23 protein-coding genes and 1 tRNA gene are annotated in these 22,682 nt (G+C 72.0%); 3 read left to right on the top strand and 21 right to left on the bottom strand.

All coding sequences use genetic code 11. The features are described 5' to 3' along the window. The first annotated feature begins 28 nt into the window (after positions 1-28). Positions 29-1,369 (top strand): recombinase family protein, encoded by a 1,341-nt coding sequence (locus H0487_RS03735; RefSeq protein ID WP_220793056.1) that lies wholly within the window; start codon positions 29-31, stop codon positions 1,367-1,369. A 199-nt stretch (positions 1,370-1,568) separates the two neighbouring features. Here H0487_RS03735 and H0487_RS03730 read toward each other — a convergent pair whose 3' ends face one another. The 13 genes from H0487_RS03730 to H0487_RS03670 all read right to left on the bottom strand — a co-directional run bounded on the left by H0487_RS03730 (position 1,569) and on the right by H0487_RS03670 (position 16,271). Continuing rightward, on the bottom strand, positions 1,569-1,781 hold the full coding sequence (locus H0487_RS03730; protein ID WP_183092888.1) for a hypothetical protein: 213 nt from the start codon (positions 1,779-1,781) through the stop codon (positions 1,569-1,571). Beyond that, on the bottom strand, positions 1,778-2,020 hold the full coding sequence (locus H0487_RS03725; protein ID WP_183092887.1) for a DUF3263 domain-containing protein: 243 nt from the start codon (positions 2,018-2,020) through the stop codon (positions 1,778-1,780). Before H0487_RS03725 ends, H0487_RS03730 begins: the two co-directional genes overlap by 4 nt. Before the next feature lie 100 nt (positions 2,021-2,120). After that, positions 2,121-2,193, bottom strand: a tRNA-Thr gene (locus H0487_RS03720). Positions 2,194-2,320: 127 nt separating this feature from the next. Then, positions 2,321-3,910 (bottom strand): alpha/beta hydrolase, encoded by a 1,590-nt coding sequence (locus H0487_RS03715; protein ID WP_183092886.1) that lies wholly within the window; start codon positions 3,908-3,910, stop codon positions 2,321-2,323. A gap of 41 nt (positions 3,911-3,951) precedes the next feature. After that, a complete protein-coding gene (locus H0487_RS03710) occupies positions 3,952-5,103 on the bottom strand; it encodes a DNA polymerase III subunit delta' (protein ID WP_183092885.1) in 1,152 nt (383 codons plus the stop codon). Further along, on the bottom strand, positions 5,100-5,756 hold the full coding sequence (tmk, locus tag H0487_RS03705; protein WP_183092884.1) for a dTMP kinase: 657 nt from the start codon (positions 5,754-5,756) through the stop codon (positions 5,100-5,102). The genes H0487_RS03710 and tmk overlap by 4 nt, the downstream gene beginning before the upstream one ends. A 9-nt stretch (positions 5,757-5,765) precedes the next feature. Then, positions 5,766-6,512, bottom strand: a complete 747-nt coding sequence (locus tag H0487_RS03700) for an MBL fold metallo-hydrolase (RefSeq protein ID WP_183092883.1) — start codon at positions 6,510-6,512, stop codon at positions 5,766-5,768. Between the two features lie 7 nt (positions 6,513-6,519). Further along, positions 6,520-9,231, bottom strand: coding sequence for a type I DNA topoisomerase (topA, locus tag H0487_RS03695; protein ID WP_183092882.1), 2,712 nt, complete (start codon positions 9,229-9,231; stop codon positions 6,520-6,522). A gap of 120 nt (positions 9,232-9,351) precedes the next feature. Next, entirely contained in the window at positions 9,352-10,473 is a 1,122-nt protein-coding gene (locus H0487_RS03690; protein ID WP_183092881.1) for a DUF2510 domain-containing protein, read from the bottom strand. Positions 10,474-10,502: 29 nt separating this feature from the next. Continuing rightward, the gene (locus H0487_RS03685; RefSeq protein WP_312855811.1) at positions 10,503-11,957 is read right to left on the bottom strand and encodes a DUF7059 domain-containing protein; all 1,455 of its coding nucleotides are present in this window, start codon (positions 11,955-11,957) and stop codon (positions 10,503-10,505) included. A 35-nt stretch (positions 11,958-11,992) separates the two neighbouring features. Beyond that, positions 11,993-13,288, bottom strand: coding sequence for a hypothetical protein (locus tag H0487_RS03680; RefSeq protein WP_183092880.1), 1,296 nt, complete (start codon positions 13,286-13,288; stop codon positions 11,993-11,995). Between the two features lie 138 nt (positions 13,289-13,426). Next, the gene (locus tag H0487_RS03675; protein ID WP_183092879.1) at positions 13,427-15,712 is read right to left on the bottom strand and encodes a sodium-translocating pyrophosphatase; all 2,286 of its coding nucleotides are present in this window, start codon (positions 15,710-15,712) and stop codon (positions 13,427-13,429) included. A 217-nt stretch (positions 15,713-15,929) separates the two neighbouring features. Then, entirely contained in the window at positions 15,930-16,271 is a 342-nt protein-coding gene (locus tag H0487_RS03670) for an STAS domain-containing protein (RefSeq protein WP_220793055.1), read from the bottom strand. A gap of 111 nt (positions 16,272-16,382) precedes the next feature. Between H0487_RS03670 and H0487_RS03665 the strand changes: the two genes are divergently transcribed. Next, a complete protein-coding gene (locus H0487_RS03665) occupies positions 16,383-18,725 on the top strand; it encodes a DNA 3'-5' helicase SftH (RefSeq protein WP_183092877.1) in 2,343 nt (780 codons plus the stop codon). A 25-nt stretch (positions 18,726-18,750) separates the two neighbouring features. Continuing rightward, positions 18,751-19,080, top strand: coding sequence for a hypothetical protein (locus tag H0487_RS03660; protein ID WP_183092876.1), 330 nt, complete (start codon positions 18,751-18,753; stop codon positions 19,078-19,080). 6 nt (positions 19,081-19,086) lie between these two features. Here the strand turns inward: H0487_RS03660 and H0487_RS03655 are convergent, their stop codons facing one another. The 8 genes from H0487_RS03655 to H0487_RS03620 all read right to left on the bottom strand — a co-directional run. Then, complete coding sequence (locus H0487_RS03655) at positions 19,087-19,359, bottom strand: hypothetical protein (RefSeq protein ID WP_183092875.1); 273 nt, start codon at positions 19,357-19,359, stop codon at positions 19,087-19,089. A gap of 114 nt (positions 19,360-19,473) precedes the next feature. Next, positions 19,474-20,007, bottom strand: coding sequence for a hypothetical protein (locus tag H0487_RS03650; protein WP_183092874.1), 534 nt, complete (start codon positions 20,005-20,007; stop codon positions 19,474-19,476). A gap of 59 nt (positions 20,008-20,066) precedes the next feature. Continuing rightward, entirely contained in the window at positions 20,067-20,420 is a 354-nt protein-coding gene (locus H0487_RS23170) for an Rv3654c family TadE-like protein (protein WP_183092873.1), read from the bottom strand. After that, the gene (locus H0487_RS23165; protein ID WP_312855809.1) at positions 20,417-20,749 is read right to left on the bottom strand and encodes a TadE family type IV pilus minor pilin; all 333 of its coding nucleotides are present in this window, start codon (positions 20,747-20,749) and stop codon (positions 20,417-20,419) included. Before H0487_RS23165 ends, H0487_RS23170 begins: the two co-directional genes overlap by 4 nt. 65 nt (positions 20,750-20,814) lie before the next feature. After that, positions 20,815-21,009 (bottom strand): DUF4244 domain-containing protein, encoded by a 195-nt coding sequence (locus tag H0487_RS03635; RefSeq protein WP_183092871.1) that lies wholly within the window; start codon positions 21,007-21,009, stop codon positions 20,815-20,817. Between the two features lie 157 nt (positions 21,010-21,166). Continuing rightward, positions 21,167-21,304: a hypothetical protein gene (locus H0487_RS03630; RefSeq protein ID WP_183092870.1), complete on the bottom strand. Its 138-nt coding sequence runs from the start codon at positions 21,302-21,304 to the stop codon at positions 21,167-21,169. An 88-nt stretch (positions 21,305-21,392) separates the two neighbouring features. Further along, a complete protein-coding gene (locus H0487_RS03625; RefSeq protein WP_183092869.1) occupies positions 21,393-22,112 on the bottom strand; it encodes a type II secretion system F family protein in 720 nt (239 codons plus the stop codon). A 1-nt stretch (position 22,113) separates the two neighbouring features. Then, the coding region (locus tag H0487_RS03620) for a type II secretion system F family protein (RefSeq protein ID WP_183092868.1) at positions 22,114-22,682 on the bottom strand (569 nt) is incomplete at its 5' end.

The raw sequence follows: 22,682 nt of genomic DNA, 5'->3' as shown, positions 1-22,682 counted from the left end.
GCCCCGCCTGCGATCGGTTTGCGGCGCCTTGAGCAAGAAGACGGCCTACCGTCGGTCGGTGGAAGACCTTGTCCCCAGCCGCCCGGTCGGCCTTGTCCGGATCAGTGACGACAGGACGGGAGACGCCCTCGGCGTCGCCCGCCAAGAGGAAGATGTCCGCACACTCGCCCAACTCCTGAGGTGGCCCGACCCGATCGAGGTCATCGTCGAGAACGACACCTCAGCGTTCGCCCGCCGCAAGATCAGGACGCCAGGCGGTCGGCAGCAACTCCGAACGGTCCGGCCGGGATTCCGCCACGTCCTCGACATGCTCGAGAACGGCGAGGCCGACGCGCTCATCGCCTACGACCTCGACAGAGCAGCCCGGGACCCGCGTGACCTCGAGGACCTGATCGACGTCGTCGAGCACACCGAGCCGCGCGTCGCCGTTCGCTCTGTGACCGGCTCGCTGCGCCTCGACAACGACGCTGACGTCACGATGGCGCGAGTCATGGTCGCCATCGCCAACAAGGCCAGCCGCGACGCGAGCCGCCGCATCAAGCGGAAGATGGACGAGATCGCAGCGGCTGGTCGACCAGGCGGCGGCGGGCGGCCGTTCGGGTACGAAGCAGACCACGTCACCATCCGTCAGTCGGAAGCCGACGTCATCCGAGATGCCGCCGCACGCGTGCTCACAGGCGAAACGGTCCTGTCCGTCTGTGAGGACCTGAACCGACGAAAGATCCGACCGGTCCGCGCCGAGCAGTGGTCACCGGGAACACTTCATCAGCTCCTGCGGTCCGGGCGGATCGCCGGCCTGCGCACCCATCGAGGGGAGATCGTTGGCCCGGCGACCTGGCCCGGCATCATCACGACGACCCAGCGTGATGCGCTTCTGGCGAAGCTCGCGCAGGGAACGGTTCGGCTCAAGGTCCCGAACCTGCGCTACTGGTGCGGACGTCTCCTCTGGTGCGGGCGCTGCGGGGCGCCCATGGTCGGGATCTGCTACCAGTACGGCAACCGGCGCACGCACAACTACTGGTGCTCGACCCAGCGGCGGGAACGAGGGTGCGGACACACGTTCGTCTCAGGGCCGCACGTCGAGACCGTCGTCGCGAGTTGGTCGCTCGAAGCCCTGGCCCGTCCCGACGCGCTCCGTCTAGTTGCGGCCGGCTCGCCTGCCCCTGCCATCCCGCGGGCAGCGCGGCGAGTCGTCAGGTCACAGGCGCCGGCAACAGCGTGGGAGCGTCTGCAGCCGGTGGAGAAGCGTGAGCTCGTCCGGGCACTGCTCGTAGGCCGAGGATTCACGGGCTGGGCAGTCGCACCCGCCGACAAGACCAGCCCGCCAAGGTTCGATCCGTCCCGACTCTCGCTGGCGACTCAGCCTTGAGCAGGCCGGGGCGCCTGCGGCTCGATCGGGCGCAGCCACACCGCCGGCGCCCACTCCGTGACGCTGCGCCCGAGCTTCTCCTCGATGTACGTCACCCGCGCCTCCCACTGGCCCTCGGCGTCGCGTCTCCACTCAAGGAGCAGCCCGGGGTACTCCCGCGGATCGTGCTCTCGGCGAACGAAGACATGGCGCTGGTCGGTCATTGCAGTGCCGCGGCGAAGTCACTTTCCTCAAGCGAACGTCGCAGCGTCGGTGAGGGCTCGTTGCTGGCGAGCCACTCACGAATGGCGTCGAGCGCCACGGCGTGTGGCGCGTGGAGGACGCCCAGGTGCCGACGCAGGATGCCGTCGAAGTGGATCGGCGGCGGCTCGCCCCGTCGGCGGAACACCAGGTCATCGGTGAACCTACTCACGACGCTCGCGCCCGCCGCCGCACGTCCCGGAGACGCTGCAACCGATTCACCAGCTGCGGGTCGGCTACCAGCGCCTCCGGGCGGTCGATCAGCCGGTTCAGGAACTGGTAGTAGCGGGTGGGGCTCCATCCGAACATGCTGAGGATGGCTGCGTCTTTCGCGCCGGAGTACTTCCACCTGGCGCGCTCGAACTCGAGCACGGCTAGCTCAAGGTCCGTCAGTGCGGGGGTGGTCTCCATGGCGGGGACCGTACTGCGCGGGCCCGACGAATCCAGATTGGCTACAGTGATGGCTACATACGACGAAACCCGGCCCCTTCAGGGACCGGGTTTCACGCGGAGCCGCCTGTCGGAATCGAACCGACGACCTAGTCATTACGAGTGAATCGCTCTACCGACTGAGCTAAGGCGGCGTGCTACCGCACCGAGGCGTGGCAACAACCTGCGGAAGCATACCGGCGGGCGCCCAGGGGGGCGAAACCGGCGGGTCGTCCGAGTGAGCGTGGCCCATAGGTCACGCTGAGTCGGACGACCCACTCCTCAGCAGTCGGTGCCGTCGGCGGGAACCACCCCGTCGATCAGGTAGGCGTGGACCGCGGCGTCGATACAGGCGTTGCCGCGGTTGTAGGCCGTGTGGCCGTCACCGTCGCGGCTGAGCAGGACGCCGGACTCGAGCTGCTCGGCCATCGCCACCGCCTCCTGGTACGGCGTCGCCGGGTCGCGGGTCGTGCCGATGACGACGATCGGGTCGGCGCCGGAGCCGTCGATCTCGATCTCGGGCTCGGTCGTCCGGAACGGGGTGTCCTCGCAGTAGGTGAGGCCCCACGCGAACACCTCGCCGAACGTCGGGGACGCCTCGGCGAAGTCGTCGAAGTAGTCCGGGACCTCGTCGGTCGAGATCGCGAACGGGTCGTCGAGACAGTTGATGACGCCGATCGCCTCGACGCTGTTGTCCGTGAAGGCGCCGTTCTCGCGGGAGGCGTAGGAGTCGGCGAGCAGCAGCAGCGTGTCGCCCGACCCGTCGAGCGCCTCCTCCAGCGCGAGGTCGAGGTAGGTCCAGTAGTCCTCGGCGTACAGCGGCGTGATGATCCCGTAGAACGCGAGCCCGACGGTGAGGTCGCGGCCACCGGGGTCGTTGGTCGGCAACGGCTCGTCCTCGATCGAGTCGACCAGGTCGCTGATGGTCCCGACACCCTCGTCGACGCTGTCACCGAGGAAGCAGTCACCGGTGTCGACGCAGTTCTGGACGTAGGCGCGCAGGGCGGTCTCGAAGCCCTTGGCCTGGCTGAGCGAGCCCTCGAGGGCAGGCAGGCTCGGGTCGACGGCGCCGTCGAGGACGAACCGTCCGACGTTCTCCGGGAACAGCTCGGCGTACGTCGCCCCGAGGCGGGTGCCGTAGGAGAAACCGAGATAGGGCAGCTTGACCTCGCCGAGCACACCGCGGAGCACGTCCATGTCGCGCGCCACCTCGATCGTGCTCACGTGCGACCCGAGGGCGCCGGACAGCTCCTCGCACCCCGCCCAGAACTCGGCGCCGTCCTCGTTGAACGACCGCACCTCGGCCCGGTCGTCGGGTGAGGGGTCGGAGGCGAGGTAGGTGTCGAGCTCGGCGTCGTCGAGGCAGTCGACCGGGCTGGACTCACCGGTGCCGCGGGGGTCGAAGCCGACGATGTCGTAGGCCGCGCGCAGCTCAGGGGCGAAGTAGAAGTCGTTGTCCCGCGCCATGTTGGTGCCCGGCGCGCCCGGACCGCCGGGGTTGACCACCAGCGACCCGATCCGCTCACCGGTCGCCGCGGCGAGCTCGAGGGCGATGTCGATCGTGTCGCCGGTCGGGTCGGCGTAGTCGAGCGGGACGGTGAGGGTGCCGCACTCGTTCTCGCCGCAGGGCTCCCAGGTGATCTGCTGGCTGTAGAACTCCTCCAGGCCGGCCGGGACCGGTCCGGCCGGACCGGTCGGCGACGTCGGCGAGGACGACACGTCGGTCGGCGTCGTCGGCGAGGGACTGGGCGCGCCGTCGTCGTCGGCGTCGGTGCTGTCGTCGTCACGGGTCAGCAGGACGACCCCGACGACGACTGCCGACGCGATCACCAGCGTCCACACGACGATGATCGCGATGATCAGCTTCTTCACCAGGTCTCCTCAGTCCACTTCACCGGCGCTGGTCGCACCGGTCAACGCTCCGGCACACGGAGTGCCACCATCATCGACTCCAGGGCAAGCGCGACGGGCACGTTGAACTCCAGCATCTGCTCGCGCGCCTCGAAGATCCATCCGATGCGTTGGAGGTTGAGCTCCGGCGACGACGACGCGGCGATCTCCTCGACGTCGGACCGGACGTCCTCGTTGACGAGCTCGCCCGATGCACCGGAGGCCAGCGCGATCGCGTCGCGATAGATCGACACCAGGTCGACGAGCCCCCGGTCGACCACGTCGAGCTGGCGGCGCTTGGCGCGGGTCTTCTGGGCCTGCTCGAGGTCGCGCAGCGCCGGCGCGTACTCCCGCGGTCGCCGACCGCGCTCGACGACGCCGTAGGCCGTGTCGAGGTCGGCCTTCTCCCGCGCGTCGAGGACCGCGGTGATCTCGTCGGCCTCCGCCCTGGCCCCCTCGGCGAGCCGGGTCGCGGAGCTGAGACAGGCCTTGAGGGTCGTCAGCCGCGCGGGGATGGCGACCACGTCCTGGCGTCGGTCACGGACCCCGTCGTCGAAGGCCAGCGCCCGAGCACGTCCGATGTGGCCCTGGCTGGCGCGCGCGGCGTACGACGCCCGCGCCTCGTCGCACCCCAGGGAACGCAGGAACCCGGCGACCTCCGCAGTCGTCGGCGTGCTCAGCGCGACCAGGCGACAGCGCGAGCGGATCGTGGGCAGCACGTCGTCGACGGTCGGCGCGCAGAGCATCCAGACCGTGCGGGCATTGGGCTCCTCGATCGCCTTGAGCAGCGCGTTGCACGCCTGCTCGGTGAGCCGGTCGGCGTCCTCGACGATGAGGATCTGCCACCGCTTGCCCATCGCGCTCAGGGACGCCCGCCGGACGAGGTCGCGCACCTCCTTGACGCCGATCGTCAGCTTCTCGGTGCGGACGACCGACACGTCGGCGTGGCTGCCGGCGAGGACGGTGTGGCAGTCGTGGCAGCCGTCGGGACAGCTCGGCCCCTCGCCGCCCTGCTCGCACTGCAGCGCGGCCGCGAAGGCGACGGCGGTGTTGGAGCGGCCGCTGCCCGGCGGACCGGTGAACAGCCAGGCGTGGCTCATCCCGTGCCCGGACGCGGCCGTGCGGAGCGCCTCGATGGTCGGGCGCTGGCCGACGAGGCTGTCCCAGACCGTCACTGAGTCTCCCGGCGGGCCTGGCCGAGCAGCAGCCCGACCCGGTCGGCGATCGCGGACGCGATCTCCTCGACGCTCGCCCGCGCGTCGAGCACCAGGTAGTGGTCGGGGTTGGCCGCGGCCAGGTCGAGGAACGCCTGGCGCACCCGCTGGTGGAACTCCAGGGACTCGCCCTCGATCCGGTCGCGCTCGTCGAAGCGACCGAGGCCGGCCTCCGGCGCCAGGTCGAGCACGACGGTGAGGTGCGGCCGCAGGTCTCCGGTGGCCCACCGGGCCACGTGCTCGAGCTCGGCGGGATCGAGCGACCGCCCCGCCCCCTGGTAGGCCAGGGTCGAGTCGACGTAGCGGTCGGTGATGACCACCTCGCCCCGCTCGAGGGCGGGGAGGACGACGGTCGCGACGTGCTCCGCCTTGTCGGCGGCATAGAGCAGCGCCTCGGTCCGGTCGTCGAGCTCACCGGTCTCGGGGCTGAGCACGATCCGCCGCATCTCCTTGCCGACGGCGGTGTCGCCGGGCTCGAAGGTGAGCCGGACCTGGTAGCCGTCGGCGGTCAGGACCTCGGCGAGCAGCCGGGACTGGGTGGACTTGCCCGAGCCCTCGCCGCCCTCGAAGCAGACGAAGACGCCGGTGTCGGTGTAGCGACCGGTCCATCCCATGGGGAGAACCTACGGGGAGGTGCCGACGGCTCGCGCGAGGAGGGTCGGGAGGTCGCCGCGGACGTGGGGCCCGTGACCCGGCACGATCGTGTCGGCGTCCAGGCCGGTGAGGCCCTCCAGGCTCGCCACCATGAGCTCCTCGTCCTCGTTGAACACGCCGGGGAGAAGCTGCGGCCGCTCCCCGAGCCGCGACAGCGGGTGGGCGGTGACCACCGCGTCGCCGGTGAACAGCACGCCCTCGCCCGGGGCCAGCCAGGCGGTGTGGCCGCTCGTGTGGCCGGGTGTCGCGACCGGCACCAGCCCGCCGGGGACGTCGAGCGGCACGTCGTACGGGACGGCGGTGACGTCGTCGAGCGACATCGATGTGTGGGGCAGCACCACGGACAGCGTCTGCCGGACCCAGCGCCGTCCCGCGTGGTGCGTGCACTGGCGCAGCATCTGGAGGGGCGTGATCTGCTCGAGGTACTCCCGGCGTGCGTGCCGGGCCTCCTCCTCGCCGGTGAGGACCGGCACCTGCACCCGCGAGCGCAGGGCGGGGATGCCGCCCATGTGGTCGAGGTGCGCGTGGGTGAGCAGGACCGCCCGGACGTCCTCGACCCGCCGGCCGATGGCCGCCAACGAGCCGAGCAGCGCCTGGGCATCGCCCGGGTAGCCGGCGTCGACCAGCGTCACGTCGTCACCCTCGGTGACCAGCGCCCAGTTGACGTTGGTCCCGGTGACCATCGTGACGTGGTCGTCGATCCGGGTGAGCCCCACCGTCGGCTCAGCTCTTCTTGGCCGCCGACTTCTTGGCGGCGGCCTTCTTCGCCGGCGCCTTCTTGGTGGTCTTCTTAGCCGCCGTCTTCTTCGCCGGCGCCTTCTTGGCCCCGCGCTTGGCGGTCTTCTTGGCCGGGCCCTTCGCGCGGCGCTCCGCCAGCAGCTCGGCGGCCCGCTCGAGGGTGATCGCCTCGACCGAGTCGTCCTTGCGCAAGGTCGCGTTGAACTCGCCGTCGGTGACGTACTCCCCGAAGCGGCCGGCCTTCACGACGATCGGCTGACCGGAGACCGGGTCGTTGCCGAGCTCCTTGAGCGGCGGCGCCGCGGCCGCCCGACCGCGCTGCTTGGGCTGCGCGTAGATCGCCAGCGCCTCGTCGAGCGTGATCGCGAAGATCTGGTCCTCGGTCGTCAGCGACCGGGAGTCGGTGCCCTTCTTCAGGTACGGCCCGTAGCGGCCGTTCTGGGCGGTGATCTCCTCCTTGGACTCCGGGTCCTCACCGACGACGCGCGGCAGCTCGAGGAGCTTCATGGCGTCGGCGAGGGTCACGGTGTCGAGGGACATCGACTTGAAGAGCGACCCGGTGCGGGCCTTGGCCGACTTGGGGGCGTCCTCGGGGAGGTCCTCGGTGACGTAGGGGCCGAACCGGCCGTTCTTCGCCACGACGCGCAGGCCGGTCTCGGGGTGGTTGCCGAGCTCGATCTCCTCGCCCGCCGGGTTGGCCAGCAGCTCCTTGGCCTTGGCGACGGTCAGCTCGTCGGGCGGGAGGTCGTCGGGCACGTTGGCCCGCTTGGCCGCGGGCGCACCATCGTCGCCCGGTCCCTCGAGGTAGGGGCCGTACTTGCCGACGCGGAGGTCGATGCCCTCCGCCGGGTCGCCGACCGGGAACGTCGCCAGCGCCTTCGCGTCGATGTCGCCGAGACCGTCGACCAGCGCCTTGACGCCGGCCAGCTTGTCCGACCCGTAGTAGAACTCGGTGAGCTCGGTGGTCCGGTCCTTCTCGCCGTTGGCGATGTCGTCGAGGACGGTCTCCATCAGCGCGGTGAAGTCGTAGTCGATGAGCCGTGTGAAGTGCTCCTCGAGGAGGCGTACGACGGAGAACGCGATCCACGCGGGCACCAGCGCGGTGCCCTTCTTGTAGACGTAGCCGCGGTTGAGGATGGTGCCGATGATCGAGGCGTACGTCGACGGCCGGCCGATCTGGCGGTCCTCGAGCTCCTTGATCAGCGTGGCCTCGGTGAAGCGCGACGGCGGCTTGGTCTCGTGGCCGTTGGCAGTGAGCGAGGCCGCCGACACCGCGTCGCCCTCGACGAGCGCGGGCAGCCGGGTCTCCTGGTCGTCCTTGGCCCCGCCCTCGTCGGTGCCCTCGACGTAGGCCTTGAGGAAGCCGTGGAAGGTGATGACGCGACCCGACGCGGAGAAGACCACGTCCTCGCCGGCCGAGGACGCGCCGCCGATCCGCACCGAGACCGACTGGCCGACGGCGTCCTTCATCTGGGAGGCGACGGTCCGCATCCAGATCAGCTCGTAGAGGCGGAACTGGTCGCCGGTGAGGCCGGTCTGCGCCGGGGTGCGGAACGACTCACCCGCAGGACGGATGGCCTCGTGCGCCTCCTGGGCGTTCTTGACCTTGCTCGTGTAGGTCCGCGGCGCGTCCGGCAGGTACTCGCTGCCGTAGAGCTCGCTCACCTGTGACCGCGCCGCCCCGATGGCGCTCCCCGACAGCGTCGTGGAGTCGGTACGCATGTAGGTGATGTAGCCGTTCTCGTAGAGGCGCTGCGCGACCGACATGGTGACGCTGGCGCTCATCCCGAGCTTGCGGCTGGCCTCCTGCTGGAGGGTGGTCGTCCGGAACGGCGGGTACGGCGAGCGGCGGTAGGGCTTGGACTCGACCGAGCGCACGTCGTACGAGGAGTCCGCCAGGGCGCTGACGAGCGCCTCGGCCCGGGCCCGGTCGACGTGGACGACGTCGGCCCGTTCCTTGAGCAGTCCGTCGGGTCCGAAGTTGCTGCCTGAGGCGACCCGGGTGCCGTCGATCGAGTGCAGCTTGGCGGGGAACATCCGCTGGTCGTGCTTCGAGCCGGCGTCGAAGGTCCCCTCGAGGTCCCAGTACGACGCGACGCGGAACGCCATCCGCTCCTTCTCGCGGTCGACGACCAGCCGGGTGGCGACGGACTGCACCCGGCCGGCGGACAGGCCCGACATGACCTTGCGCCACAGGACCGGTGAGACCTCGTAGCCGTAGAGGCGGTCGAGGAGACGGCGGGTCTCCTGCGCCTGAACGAGGTCCATGTCGAGCTCGCGCGGGTTGGCGGCCGCCTCCTGGATGGCCGCCTTGGTGATCTCGTGGAAGACCATCCGCTTCACGGGGATGTTCTTCGGCTTCAGCTCGTCGAGCAGGTGCCAGGCGATCGCCTCTCCCTCGCGGTCCTCATCGGTGGCGAGGTAGAGCTCGTCGGCGTCCTTGAGCAGGCCCTTGAGCTTGGAGATGTGGCTCTTCTTGTCGCGCGGCACGACGTAGTACGGCTCGAAGCCGTTCTCGACGTCGATCGCCAGCCGTCCCCACGGCTTGTCCTTGATCTTCGCGGGGGTGTCGGCGGCGTTGTTCGGGAGGTCACGGATGTGACCGATCGAGGACTCGACGACATAACCGTCGCCGAGGTACCCGCCGATCGTGCGGGCCTTGGCCGGTGACTCGACGATCACCAACTTGTGTGCCACTCGGGACCTTCTTCACTGCTCAGACATGGGTCGTACGACGCATGACGGTAGCGCGTGCTGTCCACTCCTCCACCCTCCGAGCGGCGGATGGGACCGTCGGGGGTGCCTGGCAGGGCCAGCTCAGTCGACCGTGATCCGGTCGAGGAAGGCCGCCTGCTGGGCGATGAGGGCGTCGTCCCCGATCGGCACCACGGTGATGTAGAGACCGAAGGTCTCGGCGTCGCCGGTGTCCACGACGACCACCTGCGCGACGTCTCCCTCGAGCGTGATGTTGGGGTCGTCGACGCGCAGCTCGGCGGTGACCTGGAAGCCCGGGGTGCCATCGATCGTCACCGGCCCCGAGCTCAGGTCGGTCCGGCCGCTGAACCCGCGGTAGAGCTCGGGCGAGGCGGCCATGCAGGTCATCACGACCTCCGCCGCCTGCGCGGGGTCGGTGAAGCCGTTGGCCTTCTCGACGCCGCCGATGCCGTAGATGGAGACCCAGCCGTACTCGCTGCCCTCCTCGATGGCCATCTGGAGCGGGATGAACGCGTTGGCGAACGTGAACGCCGGCGCGTACGCCGTCTCCGGGGCGTAGCCGTCGGGCACCGGGATGGTGAGGCCGCTGGTGCTGATCTGCTGTGCGTCCGCGGCCGGGTCGACCGCGGGCCGAGGCCGACCGCCGAGGCACTGCTGGGCGGTCGTCTCCGTGCCGTCGGTCGTCGTCGTGTCGGTCGGAGCGGTGGTGTCGGGGGCGGTCGGCGACGTCGGCGGGGTCGGCGGGGTGGGCGGCTCCGGGCTGGTGCCGTCGGTCGCGCTCGTGTCGTCGGCGTCCTTCGTGTCGTCGCCGGTCGTCGCGAAGACGATGAACCCGGCGGCGGCGAGGACGAGGAAGAGCGTCAGGACACCGACCACGAGGGCGATGAGGAGGCGCGGGTTCCGCACGTTGCCCCCGTTGGGCGAGGGCGGGAACGCGGGCGCGGGCTGGCCGTAGCCCCCGGCTGACGGCGGAGGTGGGACCTGCCCATACGCCGCCTGCTGCCCGTAGGGGGTCGGCGGTGCCGGCGGAACCGGAGCCGAGGGTGGCGCCGGGGTCGGCGCCATCGTGGTCGGCATGGTCGGCGGCGGTGCCGGCGGCGCGTCCGCGACCGGCGGGGTCGCGTAGGGGTCGCCCGACGTCTGCTCGCTCCAGGACGAGCCGTCCCAGTAGCGGTAGGTCTGAGGCTGACCGGAGGGATCGGGGTACCAGCCGGCGTGGGTCACGGGGGCCAGTCTGCCCCACGGGGACCGCCCTACTCGACGCCTGCGACCACCAGGTAGCCCTCGCGCACCATCGCCGTCAGCTCGGGGAGGTACTGCTCGCGGGTCGCCTCGGGATCGAGGTCGAGGAGCTGGGCGACGGCGTCGAGGATCGCCCCGACCGGCAGGTCGCCGTCACAGGCGCCGGTGACCGCGGCGAGGGCGGTGTCGACCTGCCGGGCGCGGCGCAGTCCGCGCTGCTGGCGCAGCAGGATCGTCGCCGGGTCCTCCGCGCCCGCGGCGCCGACGGTCTCCTGCTGGACGTCCGCACGGACGGCGAGGTGCGACCCGAGGTCGACGACGGAGCCCTGCGCCGCGGCCCACGCGCCGATCGCGGGAGCGATGGGCTGCTCGACGTCGTAGGGCCAGTCGACCAGCTCGCGCGCGGACCCGCCCGTGCGGTGCAGGTTGATCCAGCCGAAGCCGATGCCGGTGATCCGCTGCTCCTCCAGCCACGCCAGCCAGGTGTCGTAGCGGCGCACGTACTCGCGGGCCTCCTCCGCCGAGCCCCTCCCCGTCGACGGGTGGTGGCCGGAGTCCTTCAGCCACAGCTCGACGTACGACGCCGGGGCGAGGACCTCGCGCTGGACCACGAGCGCGTCGCAGTCGTCGGGCAGCCAGCCCGCCAGCCGCTCGTCCCACGGCTGGTCGGCGTGCACCGCCCAGTTGGCGAGCACCTGGCACCAGCCGCCGTCGGTGAGGTGGTCGGGCGCCGAGCGGACGATGTGCTCGACGACCCGGTCGCCGGGGAGCCCGGAGTCGCGGTAGACGAGGCGCTCCCCGGTGGCCGGGGAGATGACGAACGGGGGGTTCGTGGCGATCAGGTCGTAGCGCTCGCCCGCCACCGGTGCGAAGAACGAGCCGTCACGCACCTCGATGCGGTCGCCCACCTCGTTGAGCTCGGCGTTGAACCGCGCCAGGTCGAGCGCACGTCGGTTGACGTCGGTCGCCACCACCCGGTCGGCGTGGGCGGCCAGGTGGAGCGCCTGGACGCCGCAGCCGGTGCCGAGGTCGAGGGCGCTGGTGACGTCGTGCCGCAGGGTCAGCTGGGCCAGCGAGGTCGACGCCGGGCTGATGCCGAGCACGTAGTCCGACGTCACCCGCTGGGGTGCGCCGTCGAGGCCGGGCGTCAGGTCGCTGACGACCCAGAGGTCGGTCCCGTCGTCGGTCCCGTAGGGACGGCAGTCGAGCCGCGCCGCGACCTCCCCGACCGACTGGGCCAGCACGCCGGACGCGCAGAGCCGGTCGACGAGACCCGGCAGGACCCGCTCGGCGTCGGCGAGCGGGACGCTGCCCTGGAGCAGGAACAGCCGGACCAGCGTCGCGAGCGGGTCGCCGCCCGTCGTCCGCCGCAGCGCCGGGGTCGTCTCGTTGCGGGAGAGCGCCGCGTGCGCCTCCGGCCCGAGCCGGTCGGCGATCGCGTCGTAGGTGAAGTCGGCGGCGAGCAGCGCGTCGCGGAGCGGGCCCGCGAGCGCGACCTCGGTCAGCGAATCTCCATCTTCGGCGACTTCACGCCGAAGCAGGCCACGCCCTTGTCGTAGATGTTCCTCGGGTCGACCCGCAGGTAGTACTTGCCCTTGGTGCCGCGCTTGGCGAGGACGAACTTGCCGGTCGCGTCGGTCTTGCCCGAGCCCTGGAGCTTGTCGGGGCCGGAGACGATCTTGTAGACGGCGACGCCGCGGCGCGGCAGGCACTGGTCGTAGTCGGCGCGGACCAGGCCGGTGAAGGCCTTCTTGCGGGCGCTGTAGCGCAGGGTCGCGGTGGTGATGGAGCGGGCGACGCAGCCGTTCTCGAGCAGGCCGGGTCGCTCCGGGCAGTCGTCGTCGAGGAGGCCGACGCCGTCACCGTCGGGGTCGGGCCCGGCCGGGAACTGGTCACACTCGTCACCGAGACTGTCGTCGTCGTAGTCGACCTGGGTCGGGTTCGCCGTCCCCGGGCAGTTGTCGACGCCGTCGACGATGCCGTCGTCGTCGTCGTCGGTCGCCTCGAGGTTGATCGAGTTGGTCGCCAGCGTGTCCCACGCGGGGGCGCCGCCGAGCAGACCGCCGGACCACGGCACGGCGCCGAGCACGTCGTCGGTCGGGATGCCGCTGCCGAGCAGGCCGCCCTTCTTGGCGTCGAGGCCCGCGCCGGTCGACGAGGTGCTGCCCATGACGGTGCGCAGGTCGGTCGCGAGCGGCAGGCCCGCGGTGGTCAGGTCGGCCCGGGAGACGGCCCAGGCGACGTAGCCGTCGCCACCGGCACCGGCGTACGTCGTCGCGTTGAGCGCGGTCGCGGGGATGGTGGCGACCACGGCGCCGTCCTCGTTGACCTTCTCGTTGGCGCCGCTCCAGAGGGTGATCGTGTCGGTCTGGTCGTCGTACCGCACCGCCTTCTCCCAGCCGGCCGTGCCGTCGGAGTCGAACTGGACGACGTAGCCGCCCGCCGCGTTGCCCGGGAGGGCCGCGACGTGGAAGCGGAAGTAGACGTGCTCGAAGTCGGCGTAGACGAACGCCGTCTCCGGCTTGGTCGACTTGCCGGTCGTCGGGTTGAGCGTGCTGTCGACGGGCACCAGGTTGAGGTGGGCCGCGGTGACGTCGTTGAGGTCCTCGCGGTCCTCGGTCGCCGGGCCGGCCACGCCCTCCTTGGTCTGGAAGACCACGGACCAGTGCCCGCTGTTGGGCGCCGGGAACGACGGGTCGGCCGCCTGCGCCGTCGGCGCGCTGATCACGCCGAGCCCCGTCACCGTCATCGCTACCGCGCCCAGGCCGACAGCCCGGATCGCCCCCATGCGTCCCATCACGTCATTCACTCCCGAATCGATCCCGCACCCCGCGTCTGCGCGGAACGCCCCTCGCCGGGGATGTTACCCGGACGCGGACCGGCCCGGTCCCCCCTTCGGGAGACCGGGCCGGTCCGGTGCTGCTGTCCTCGACGGTCAGACGGTGTCGGCGGCCGGCTCCGCGGCCGGGATGTCGTCACCCATCGTCGACTGGCGCTGCTTGGAGATGTACACCGCGACCGCGATGCCGGAGGCAGCCGCGAGCGCGATGAGGATCCGCACCAGGTCGTTCTCGTCCTTGCCGTAGGAGAGGCTGACGATGGCGCCCACGATGAGCAGCGAGACCAGGTTCATCACCTTGAGCAGCGGGTTGATCGCCGGGCCGGCGGTGTCCTTGAACGGGTCACCGACGGTGTCGCCGGTGATCGTGGCGGCGTGCGCCTCGGACCCCTTGCCACCGTGGTGGCCGTCCTCGACCAGCTTCTTCGCGTTGTCCCAGGCGCCACCCGCGTTGGCGAGGAACACCGCCATCAGGGTGCCGGACGCGATCGCGCCGACGAGGAAGCCCGCCAGCGGACCGACGCCGAGACCGAAGCCGACGGCGATCGGCGCGAGGATCGCGAGGATGCCGGGCGTGGCCAGCTCACGGAGCGAGTCACGGGTGACGATGTCGACGACCTTGCCGTACTCCGGACGACCGGTGCCCTCCATGATCCCGGGGATGTCGCGGAACTGGCGCCGCACCTCCATCACCACGGCGCCGGCCGCACGGCCGACCGCGTTGATGGCGAGGCCCGAGAAGAGGAACACCACACCGGCGCCCAGCAGGGCACCCACGATGAGCTTGGCGTCGTACACCAGGAAGCTCGCGCTGAGCGCGTCTGCGTCCGCCAGGCTGATCTCCTCGAACGCGCTCTGGGTGTAGGACGCGAAGAGCGCGCTCGCCGCGAGGACGGCGGTCGCGATCGCGATGCCCTTGGTGATCGCCTTGGTGGTGTTGCCGACGGCGTCGAGCTCGGTGAGGATCTGCGCGCCCTCGGGGCTGACGTCACCCGACATCTCCGCGATGCCCTGGGCGTTGTCGGAGACCGGACCGAAGGTGTCCATGGCCACGATGACGCCGACGGTGGTGAGCAGCCCGCAACCGGCGAGCGCGACCGCGAAGAGGGCCAGACCGGTCGAGCCGCCCGCGAGGAGCGCTGCGCCGAACACGGCCGTGCCGATGACGATCGCGGTGTAGACCGCCGACTCCAGACCGACCGACAGGCCGGACAGGATCACGGTCGCGTGCCCGGTGAGCGACGTCTCGGCGACGTCCTTGACCGGGCGGTGGTCGGTGCCGGTGAAGTAGCCGGTCAGCGCGAGGATCGCAGCGGCGAGCACGATGCCGATGACCACGGCGCCCGCGGCGAAGACCGGCGGGCTGAGGTCGGCCTCGACACCCGTCCCGAACTCGCTCCACTCGGAGGGCAGGTAGACGAAGGCGGCGATCGCGCTGGCGACGGCGCCGACGGCGGCCGACTGGTAGAACGCGCGGTTGATCGTCTTCAGACCGTGCTCGCCGGCCCGCGGCTTGGTGAGGAAGACACCGGCGATCGCGGAGAGCGCACCGATCGCGGGGACGATGAGCGGGAACACCAGGCCCTGGTCGCCGAACGCCTGCGAGCCGAGGATCAGCGCGGCGACGAGGGTGACGGCGTAGGACTCGAACAGGTCGGCCGCCATACCGGCGCAGTCGCCGACGTTGTCGCCCACGTTGTCGGCGATGGTCGCCGCGTTGCGCGGGTCGTCCTCGGGGATGTTCTGCTCGACCTTGCCGACCAGGTCGGCGCCGACGTCGGCAGCCTTGGTGAAGATGCCTCCGCCGACACGCATGAACATGGCGAGCAGCGCGGCACCGAAGCCGAAGCCCTCGAGCACGTGCGGGGCGTCGTCCTGGAACGCGAGCACGACGACGCTGGCGCCGAGCAGGCCGAGCCCGACGGTCGCCATGCCGACGAACGCACCGGTGCGGAAGCCGATGTTCATGGCCGGGTCGCGACCCTGCTCGTTGGCGGCCGCGGCGACCCGCAGGTTGGCGCGCACCGCCAGCGACATGCCCAGGTAGCCGATCGCGCCGGAGAAGCCGGCTCCGACCAGGAAGAACACCGAGCGGAAGATCCGCACGGTCGTGTCGTCGGCGGGCAGCGCCATGAGCGCGAAGAAGGCGATGGCCGCGAAGACCGCGAGGGTCCGGAACTGGCGGGTCAGGTAGGCGTTGGCGCCTTCCTGGACGGCCTGCGCGATGCGGCGCATGTTCTCGGTGCCCTCGCCGGCGGCGAGCACCTGCTGGCGGAAGATGACGGCCATCGCGAGTGATCCGAGCGCGATGGCAGCCACCACCGCGACCAGCACGAAGTCACCGCCTTCGACCTCCACGACAGCGGGAAGAATCCCGGGCATGCGTTTCCTCCAAGGGGTTCGGGGGTGCGCCGAGAGACGGCGCACGTCGGGGAACGCGCCGGAGTCTACGCACGGTGTGGCGCAGAACACACGAGGGGTGTGACCGGGGTCACTCAGCCAAGTTCAAGGGGTGGACGGGTCGTCCCTACCGCTGGAGCCCTCAAGCCGCCGGACAGCGGCTACCCACGCTGACCTCGACCGCGACACGCTCGTGCGATCAGGCCAGGGCGGCTTCGGTGGACTCGTGGATGGTGAACACCTTGGCCAGACCCGTGATCCGGAAGATCTTCAGCAGCCGGTCCTGGTTGCAGACCAGCTGGAGCGAGCCCTCGTGGGCACGGACCTTCTTCAGGCCCCCGACGAGCACGCCGAGACCGGTGGAGTCGAGGAACTCGACCTTCTCCATGTCGATGACGAGGTCATAGCTGCCTGCGGCCACCAGCTCCGTGATCGCGTCACGCAGCTTGGGCGCGGTGTAGACGTCGATCTCGCCCCCCACGGCGACGACGGTGCGGCCACCGACCTCGCGCGTCGACAGTGTCAGGTCCACGATGTCCATCCCAGAGAAAGAGTCGCGATATCTCGCGGTTATCAAACCACGTCAGTCCTACCACGACTGCCGTCGGCTCCGCCGTCTCCTTTTGTCGGACCTGATGGTGACAATGGCCTCATGACCGCCGCCGTGACCGCCCGGACCCCGCTCGGGCCCGGTGCCGCCGACCCGGTGGCGCTGCTCGGGCGGCTCGCGGCCGGGTCGACCCGGGAGGACCGGCTGACCCACCTGGAGCGGATCCCTGCCCGTCAGGCGGCGACCGCGCCCTGGCCGTCCTGGGCCGACCCCGAGGTCGTCGCCGCGTTCACCACCCGCGGGATCGAGCTCCCGTGGCGCCACCAGGTGCGGGCCGCCGATCTCGCCCACGAACGGCAGCACGTCGTGCTCGCGACCGGCACGGCGTCCGGCAAGTCCCTGGCCTACCTGCTGCCGGCGCTCACGGCCACGCGGGCGGCGCGCGGGCCGCGCGGCCAGCGCGGGTCGAGCACGCTCTACCTCGCGCCCACCAAGGCGCTGGCCCAGGACCAGCGGGCCGCCATCGACGCCCTGGGGCTCGACGTCCGGGTCGCCACCCACGACGGCGACAGCAGCCAGGAGCAGCGCGACTGGACCCGCGACCACGGTGAGTACGTCCTCACCAACCCCGACATGCTCCACCGCTCGCTGCTCCCCCAACACGAGCGCTGGTCACGGTTCTTCGCGACCGTCGACCACGTGGTCGTCGACGAGTGCCACCACTACCGGGGCGTGTTCGGCGCCCACGTCGCCCAGGTGCTGCGCCGGCTGCGCAGGGTGTGCGCGCTCCACGGGTCGTCGCCGACCTTCGTCCTGGCGTCCGCCACCGTGGCCGAGCCGGAGGTCGCGGCGCAGCGGCTGACCGGACTGGCCGTCGAGGCGGTGACCGACGACGCCTCGCCGCGGGGTGAGGTCGCGCTCGGGCTCTGGGAGCCGCCACTGACGTCCTACACCGGGGAGCAGGGTGCTCCGGTCCGCCGTCCCGCCGCAGCCGAGACCGCCGACCTGTTGGCCGACCTGGTCGTCGAGGGAGTACGGACGCTCGCGTTCGTCCGCTCCCGGCGCGGGGTCGAGCAGGTCGCGCGACGCGCGTCCGACCTGCTCGCCGAGATCGGACCGGGCCTCGCCAGCACGGTCGACTCCTACCGGGGCGGCTACCTGCCCGAGGAGCGGCGAGAGCTCGAGGAGGCACTGCGCAGCGGCCGTCTGATGGGGATGGCTGCCACCAACGCGCTCGAGCTCGGCATCGACATCAGCGGGCTCGACGCCGTGCTCATCACCGGTTATCCCGGCACCCGGGCGGCGTTCTGGCAACAGGTCGGCCGGGCCGGTCGCTCCGGCGGCGGGGCGCTGGGCCTGCTCATCGCGCGCGACGACCCGCTCGACACCTACCTGGTGCACCATCCCGAGGCCCTGCTCGGCCGCCCCGTCGAGGGCACCGTGTTCGACCCCGACAACCCCTACGTCCTCGGCCCGCACCTGTGCGCGGCCGCCCAGGAGCAGCCGCTCACGCCGGCCGACCTGGACCTGTTCGGGCCCACCGCACGCGGGCTGCTCGACGACCTGGTCGCGGCCGGGCTCCTGCGGCGCCGGCCGCAGGGCTGGTTCTGGACCGACCGGCGGCGCGCCGCCGACCTCGCCGACATCCGGTCCACCGGCGGCTCCGCGGTCCAGCTCGTCGAGGCCGACACCGGCCGCGTGATCGGGACGGTCGACGGAGGCCGGGCCCACACCACGGCCCACACGGGTGCGGTCTACGTCCACCGCGGCGACACCTGGCTGGTCGAGCACCTCGACCTGGAGACCCACGTCGCGGAGATCCGGCGCACCGACGTCGACTGGACGACGACCGCTCGCGACGTCGCCGACATCGCGATCGTGGAGGAGCGTTCCCACGAGATGTGGGGGCGGTGCCGGGTGTCGTTCGGGTCCGTCGACGTCAGCAACCAGGTGACGTCGTACCTCCGACGGCGCAGCCGCACCGGCGAGGTGATCGACGAGACCCCGCTCGACCTCCCGGAGCGCACCCTGCGGACCAGTGCGGTGTGGTGGACGGTGCCCGACGACGTGCTCGAGGCGAGCGGGCTCGAGCGCACCGACCTGCCGGGGGCCGCTCATGCGGCCGAGCACTGCTCGATCGGGCTGCTCCCGCTGTTCGCGACCTGCGACCGGTGGGACATCGGCGGGGTCTCGACGGCACGCCACCCCGACACCGGCGTCCTCACCGTCTTCGTCCACGACGGCCACCCGGGCGGAGCCGGCTTCGCCGAGCGCGGCTACGCGGTCGCCCGCGAGTGGCTCACCGCGACCCGCGCGACCATCGCCGCCTGCGAGTGCGTGAGCGGCTGCCCGTCGTGCATCCAGTCCCCCAAGTGCGGCAACGGCAACGACCCCCTCGACAAGCAGGGTGCGGTGCTGCTGCTCGACGCGTTGCTCGCCCGCTGACGCGCTCGCGGTCTAGTCTCCGGGCATGGTCATCTTCGGGCTCATCCTGCTCGCCATCGGCGCCCTCGGCATCCTGCTCGGCATCTTCAAGGCCGGCGAGGAAGCGACCACGAGCGACGGCAAGACCGACGTCCACACGACCTTCCTCGGCATCGAGATGTCCGCCAGCACCCTGTTCATCGTCGCCGTCGTCGCCACGTCGCTGGTGTTCGTCGGGCTCTGGTTCCTCAAGTACGGCGCGAAGCAGGGTTGGAAGGCCCGCAAGGAGCAGAAGCGCCTCGAGGAGCTCTCCGAGAAGCTCGACAAGGCCGAGCGCCGCCGCGGCGACGAGGGCGAGGAGACCGACAACGCCTGAGGCGCGTCACGCCCGGGTGAGTGCCCTGACCCAGAACCGGGGCTGACGCCGGCCTGCGTCGTACGGCGCGCCGGCGGCCAACCCGGTGTGTCTCGTGCGCTCGGCACGCTCCGCGCAGCTCAGCCAGACCGAGCACGCCCCGCAGAACCCCTGCTCAGCCAGCCCGACGACCGCCGCGGACTCCAGCGGCCCGTGAGCCTGCCGGTGCCGCTCCTCGAGCCTCGCCCACTCCTCCGGTTCCTCCGCACACGCCCCGCCGTGCTCCCCGAGAACAGCCATCCGACTCACGCCCCTCTGCACGCCCTCCCGCGAGGGCTCCCACCCAGCAGACGGATGGGAGCGCGGTTTCCTTACGCCACTTCGCGAAGAATTTTCGGCGGGAGGCGGCGGGAGTCAGCAGAGGCCGTCGGTGACGGCGTAGCCGTCGACCTTCCAGCCGTCCTCCTCGAGGACCAGTGCGACCGTGCCGGGGGCGCGGCCACGGGGCTGCGCGCCTCGGGTGCTGTCGGACCCTCGATCGACGACGAAGACCTTGCTGCCGTCGTTGCAGACCCGGGCCTCGGCCTCGTTGCCGTCGAGGGTGATGACGCCGACGATCGTGCGCCACCTGCCGATCATCTGCTGGTCGTTGGAGAACAGGTTGTCCTCGTAGTTCGTCAGCAACGACCCCGCCCACTGCTCCGTCGTGACGGCGGCGAGGTCGTCGGTGACCTCCTGCGCGTCGTTGAAACCGACGAGCGCCTTGTCGTAGTCGGCGATGGCGGCGGTGATCGCGGCCTTGTCCTCCCGCGGCGACAGGGTCGAGGAGATCTCGGCCGACGGCTCGTCACCGGACCCCGAGTCGTCGTCCCCGTCGGAGCCACTGCAGGCGGACAGGCTCAGCAGCACGGCTGCAGTGGCGGCGATCGTGCCGAGTGCGCGTCCCATTGGTTCTCCCGGTGCCGAGCGGTGGTCCCCCTGCGAGAGGGAGGCTAACCCGGCGCTGGTCAGATCGCCGTGGCCGGACCGGCCCGCGCCCGGGCCGACAGGTCGTGGTCCTGGCCGAGCCACCGCGGACCCGGCACCTCGACAGCCACCGTCACGACCCCGTCCGCCACGACGCAGTCGGTCAACCGCGCCCCGTTGGCGCTCGCGACGTCGGCAGCGGCCGCGCAGGGCACCGCGCCGTCGCTCGCGGCCGTCGCTCCCGCGAGCGCCGCCAGGTCGGCGGCCGCCTGGGCGGAGCGGTGCGCCGTGACCATCGCAGCGACGACCGCCAGCGCGCTGCCGACGAGCAGCACCAGGCCGAGGCAGGCGACGACCACGACCGTCGCCGCGCCGCGGTCGACCGCCACCCTCACCCGTCCTCCTCGACCACGGCGACCGCCTCCGCCCGTACGTCGGCACCGGGCAGGAAGTCGAACAGGCCGCCCGGCCCCGGCACGTGTCCGGCGGCCCGCGCCGTCACCCGGCCGGCCTCGTGCGCGACCTCGACCCGGACACCGTCGGGAGCGACCCGTTCGCCGACGGCGCCCGCCACCGCCACCTCGTCGCCGCGCGCCGCCGCGCGCGCTGCCTCCCGGGCCGCGTCGACGGTGCGGACCTGGGCCGCGCCGACCGACAGCAGCCAGACCATCCCGGAGGTGACCGCGAGCAGGATCGGGAGCCCGAGTGCCAGCTCGGCGGTCACCGCGCCCCTCATGTCGTGCCTGCCCTCGATCCGGCCAGACCGGCGGGCCTGGTGGTCCGACGGCCTCATCCGATGCCGAGCAGGCTGAAGACGTGGTCGAAGAGCCGGCGCAGCATCCCTTCGCCGAACCCTCCGCTCAGCAGCTTGTAGAGCAGGCCGGCCAGGCCGGCACCTGCCGCCGTCCCGACGGCGTACTCCGCCGTGGTGATGCCCTGCTCGTCGACGCAGCGCAGCGCTGGTCGGGTGGTGGGTGGGGTCATGTCGCCTCCTCCTCGGTCGGACCGCCGGTGCGGTCCGGGACGAGGAGAGCCTGGGCGACCGGACCGACCGATCCGGGCGGCCCGGCGCGGACCTGTGGAGAGGATGGCGGGCGGCGGCCGACCGGGACGGATGCCGGCCCGCAGGGCACCGGGGGCGTCAGTCGCCGGCGAGCTCGAGCACCCCGATGCGGAGGTCCTCGAACTGCACGTCGGAGGGACTCTCCCTGCAGGCGAGCGTCACGGTGTGCGAGCCCGGGGACACGCTGACCAGGTCGATGACCGTCGGCAGGCCCACCACACCACTGTGCTCGTTGACGATCCCGACCGGGTTGAGCCGGTCGTCACCGTCGACCTTGGTCGTGCACTCGGCCGATCACGCGGAATCACGCGGCGATGGAGCGGGCGAGACCCGCCACCAGCGGGACGATGCCGAGCAGCAGGAACGCCGGCAGGAGGCAGATCCCGAGCGGGACCGCGGCACGGACGCCGACCGCTCGCGCACGGTCCTCGACCTCGGCCCGCGACGCTCGCCCGAGCTCCACCGAGAGCCGCTCGACGGCGTCCACCACGGGAGCGCCCGACCGATGGGCCCGGGCCAGCGCGGCGCCCAGCGGACCGAGCACCGGGTCGCGGGCGACGACGGTCCAGACCTCCGCCGGGTCCGTGCCGAGGGCGAGCCGCGCCGCGACCGGAGCCAGCACGTCGGCCGCTGCCCCGGGCAGGGCGCGGCGGACGACGTCGAGCGCCGTGGTCGGAGCCGCGCCGGACCGCAGCGCCGCCCCGAGCAGGGCGACGACGTGCGGGAGGTCGCGTCGTACCTCCTCCCGGCGGAGCCGGACCGAGCGCGGCTCGCTGCGGGCCGCGACGACACCGACCGTCACCGCGACCACCCCGCCGACGAGCGGTGCGCCCGGCCCACCGACGAAGGCTGCGGCTCCCGCCCCGGCGAGCAGCGACCAGAGGAGGCGCCATCGTCGGAGCGGGCCCTCGGCGGGGCCCGGGAGGGCACCGTCCGCGCGTCGGGACGCGACGACGACAGCGGCACGCGGACGACCGGCGAGCGCGAGCGCTGCTCCTGCCAGCAGCGCAGCGAGGACGCCCACCTCACCGGCCCCGCTCGACGTCGCGCGCGAGCGCCTCGATCCACGCGAGTCCCGCGACACCGCAGGCCAGGCCGCCGCCCAGGCAGGCGAGGCCGAACGGCCCGCCGAGCAGGAACCGCCACGGGTCGGCGCCGGCGCCGCTCCCCATCGCCAGCACCACCAGAGGCAGGCCGGCGACCAGCCGGGCCGTGGCGCGCGCCGAGGCGAGCTCGCCCGCGACCACCCGCCGGACCTGGTCGGACTCGCGCAGCTCGGCGGCGACCCGGGCCAGGGCATCGGCCAGCCCGTGCCCGGTGCGGTGGGCGACCTGCCACGCGGCACCGACGACCCGCAGGTCCCCAGCGCCGGGCGACGACGCCAGGTCGCGGAACGCCGCGGGGACGTCGCCACCCACGACCGCCGTCCTGCTGACCGGAGCCAGCACCGGCCACTCGACAGCCATCCGGGCGAGGGCATCCGTCGGCGGCTGCCCCGCGGTCAGCTCGGCGTGCAGCCCGTCGCACACCTCGAGCACCCGCCGACGCGCCCGCGCGGCGTCGCGGTCGGACCGGTGCCGCGCGACCATCCGCG

The sequence above is a fragment of the Nocardioides stalactiti genome, assembly GCF_014180715.1.
GTDB classification, from domain to species: domain Bacteria; phylum Actinomycetota; class Actinomycetes; order Propionibacteriales; family Nocardioidaceae; genus Nocardioides; species Nocardioides stalactiti.
Note: the sequence above shows the minus strand (reverse complement) of the source record. Positions and strands in the feature narration are given on the sequence as shown.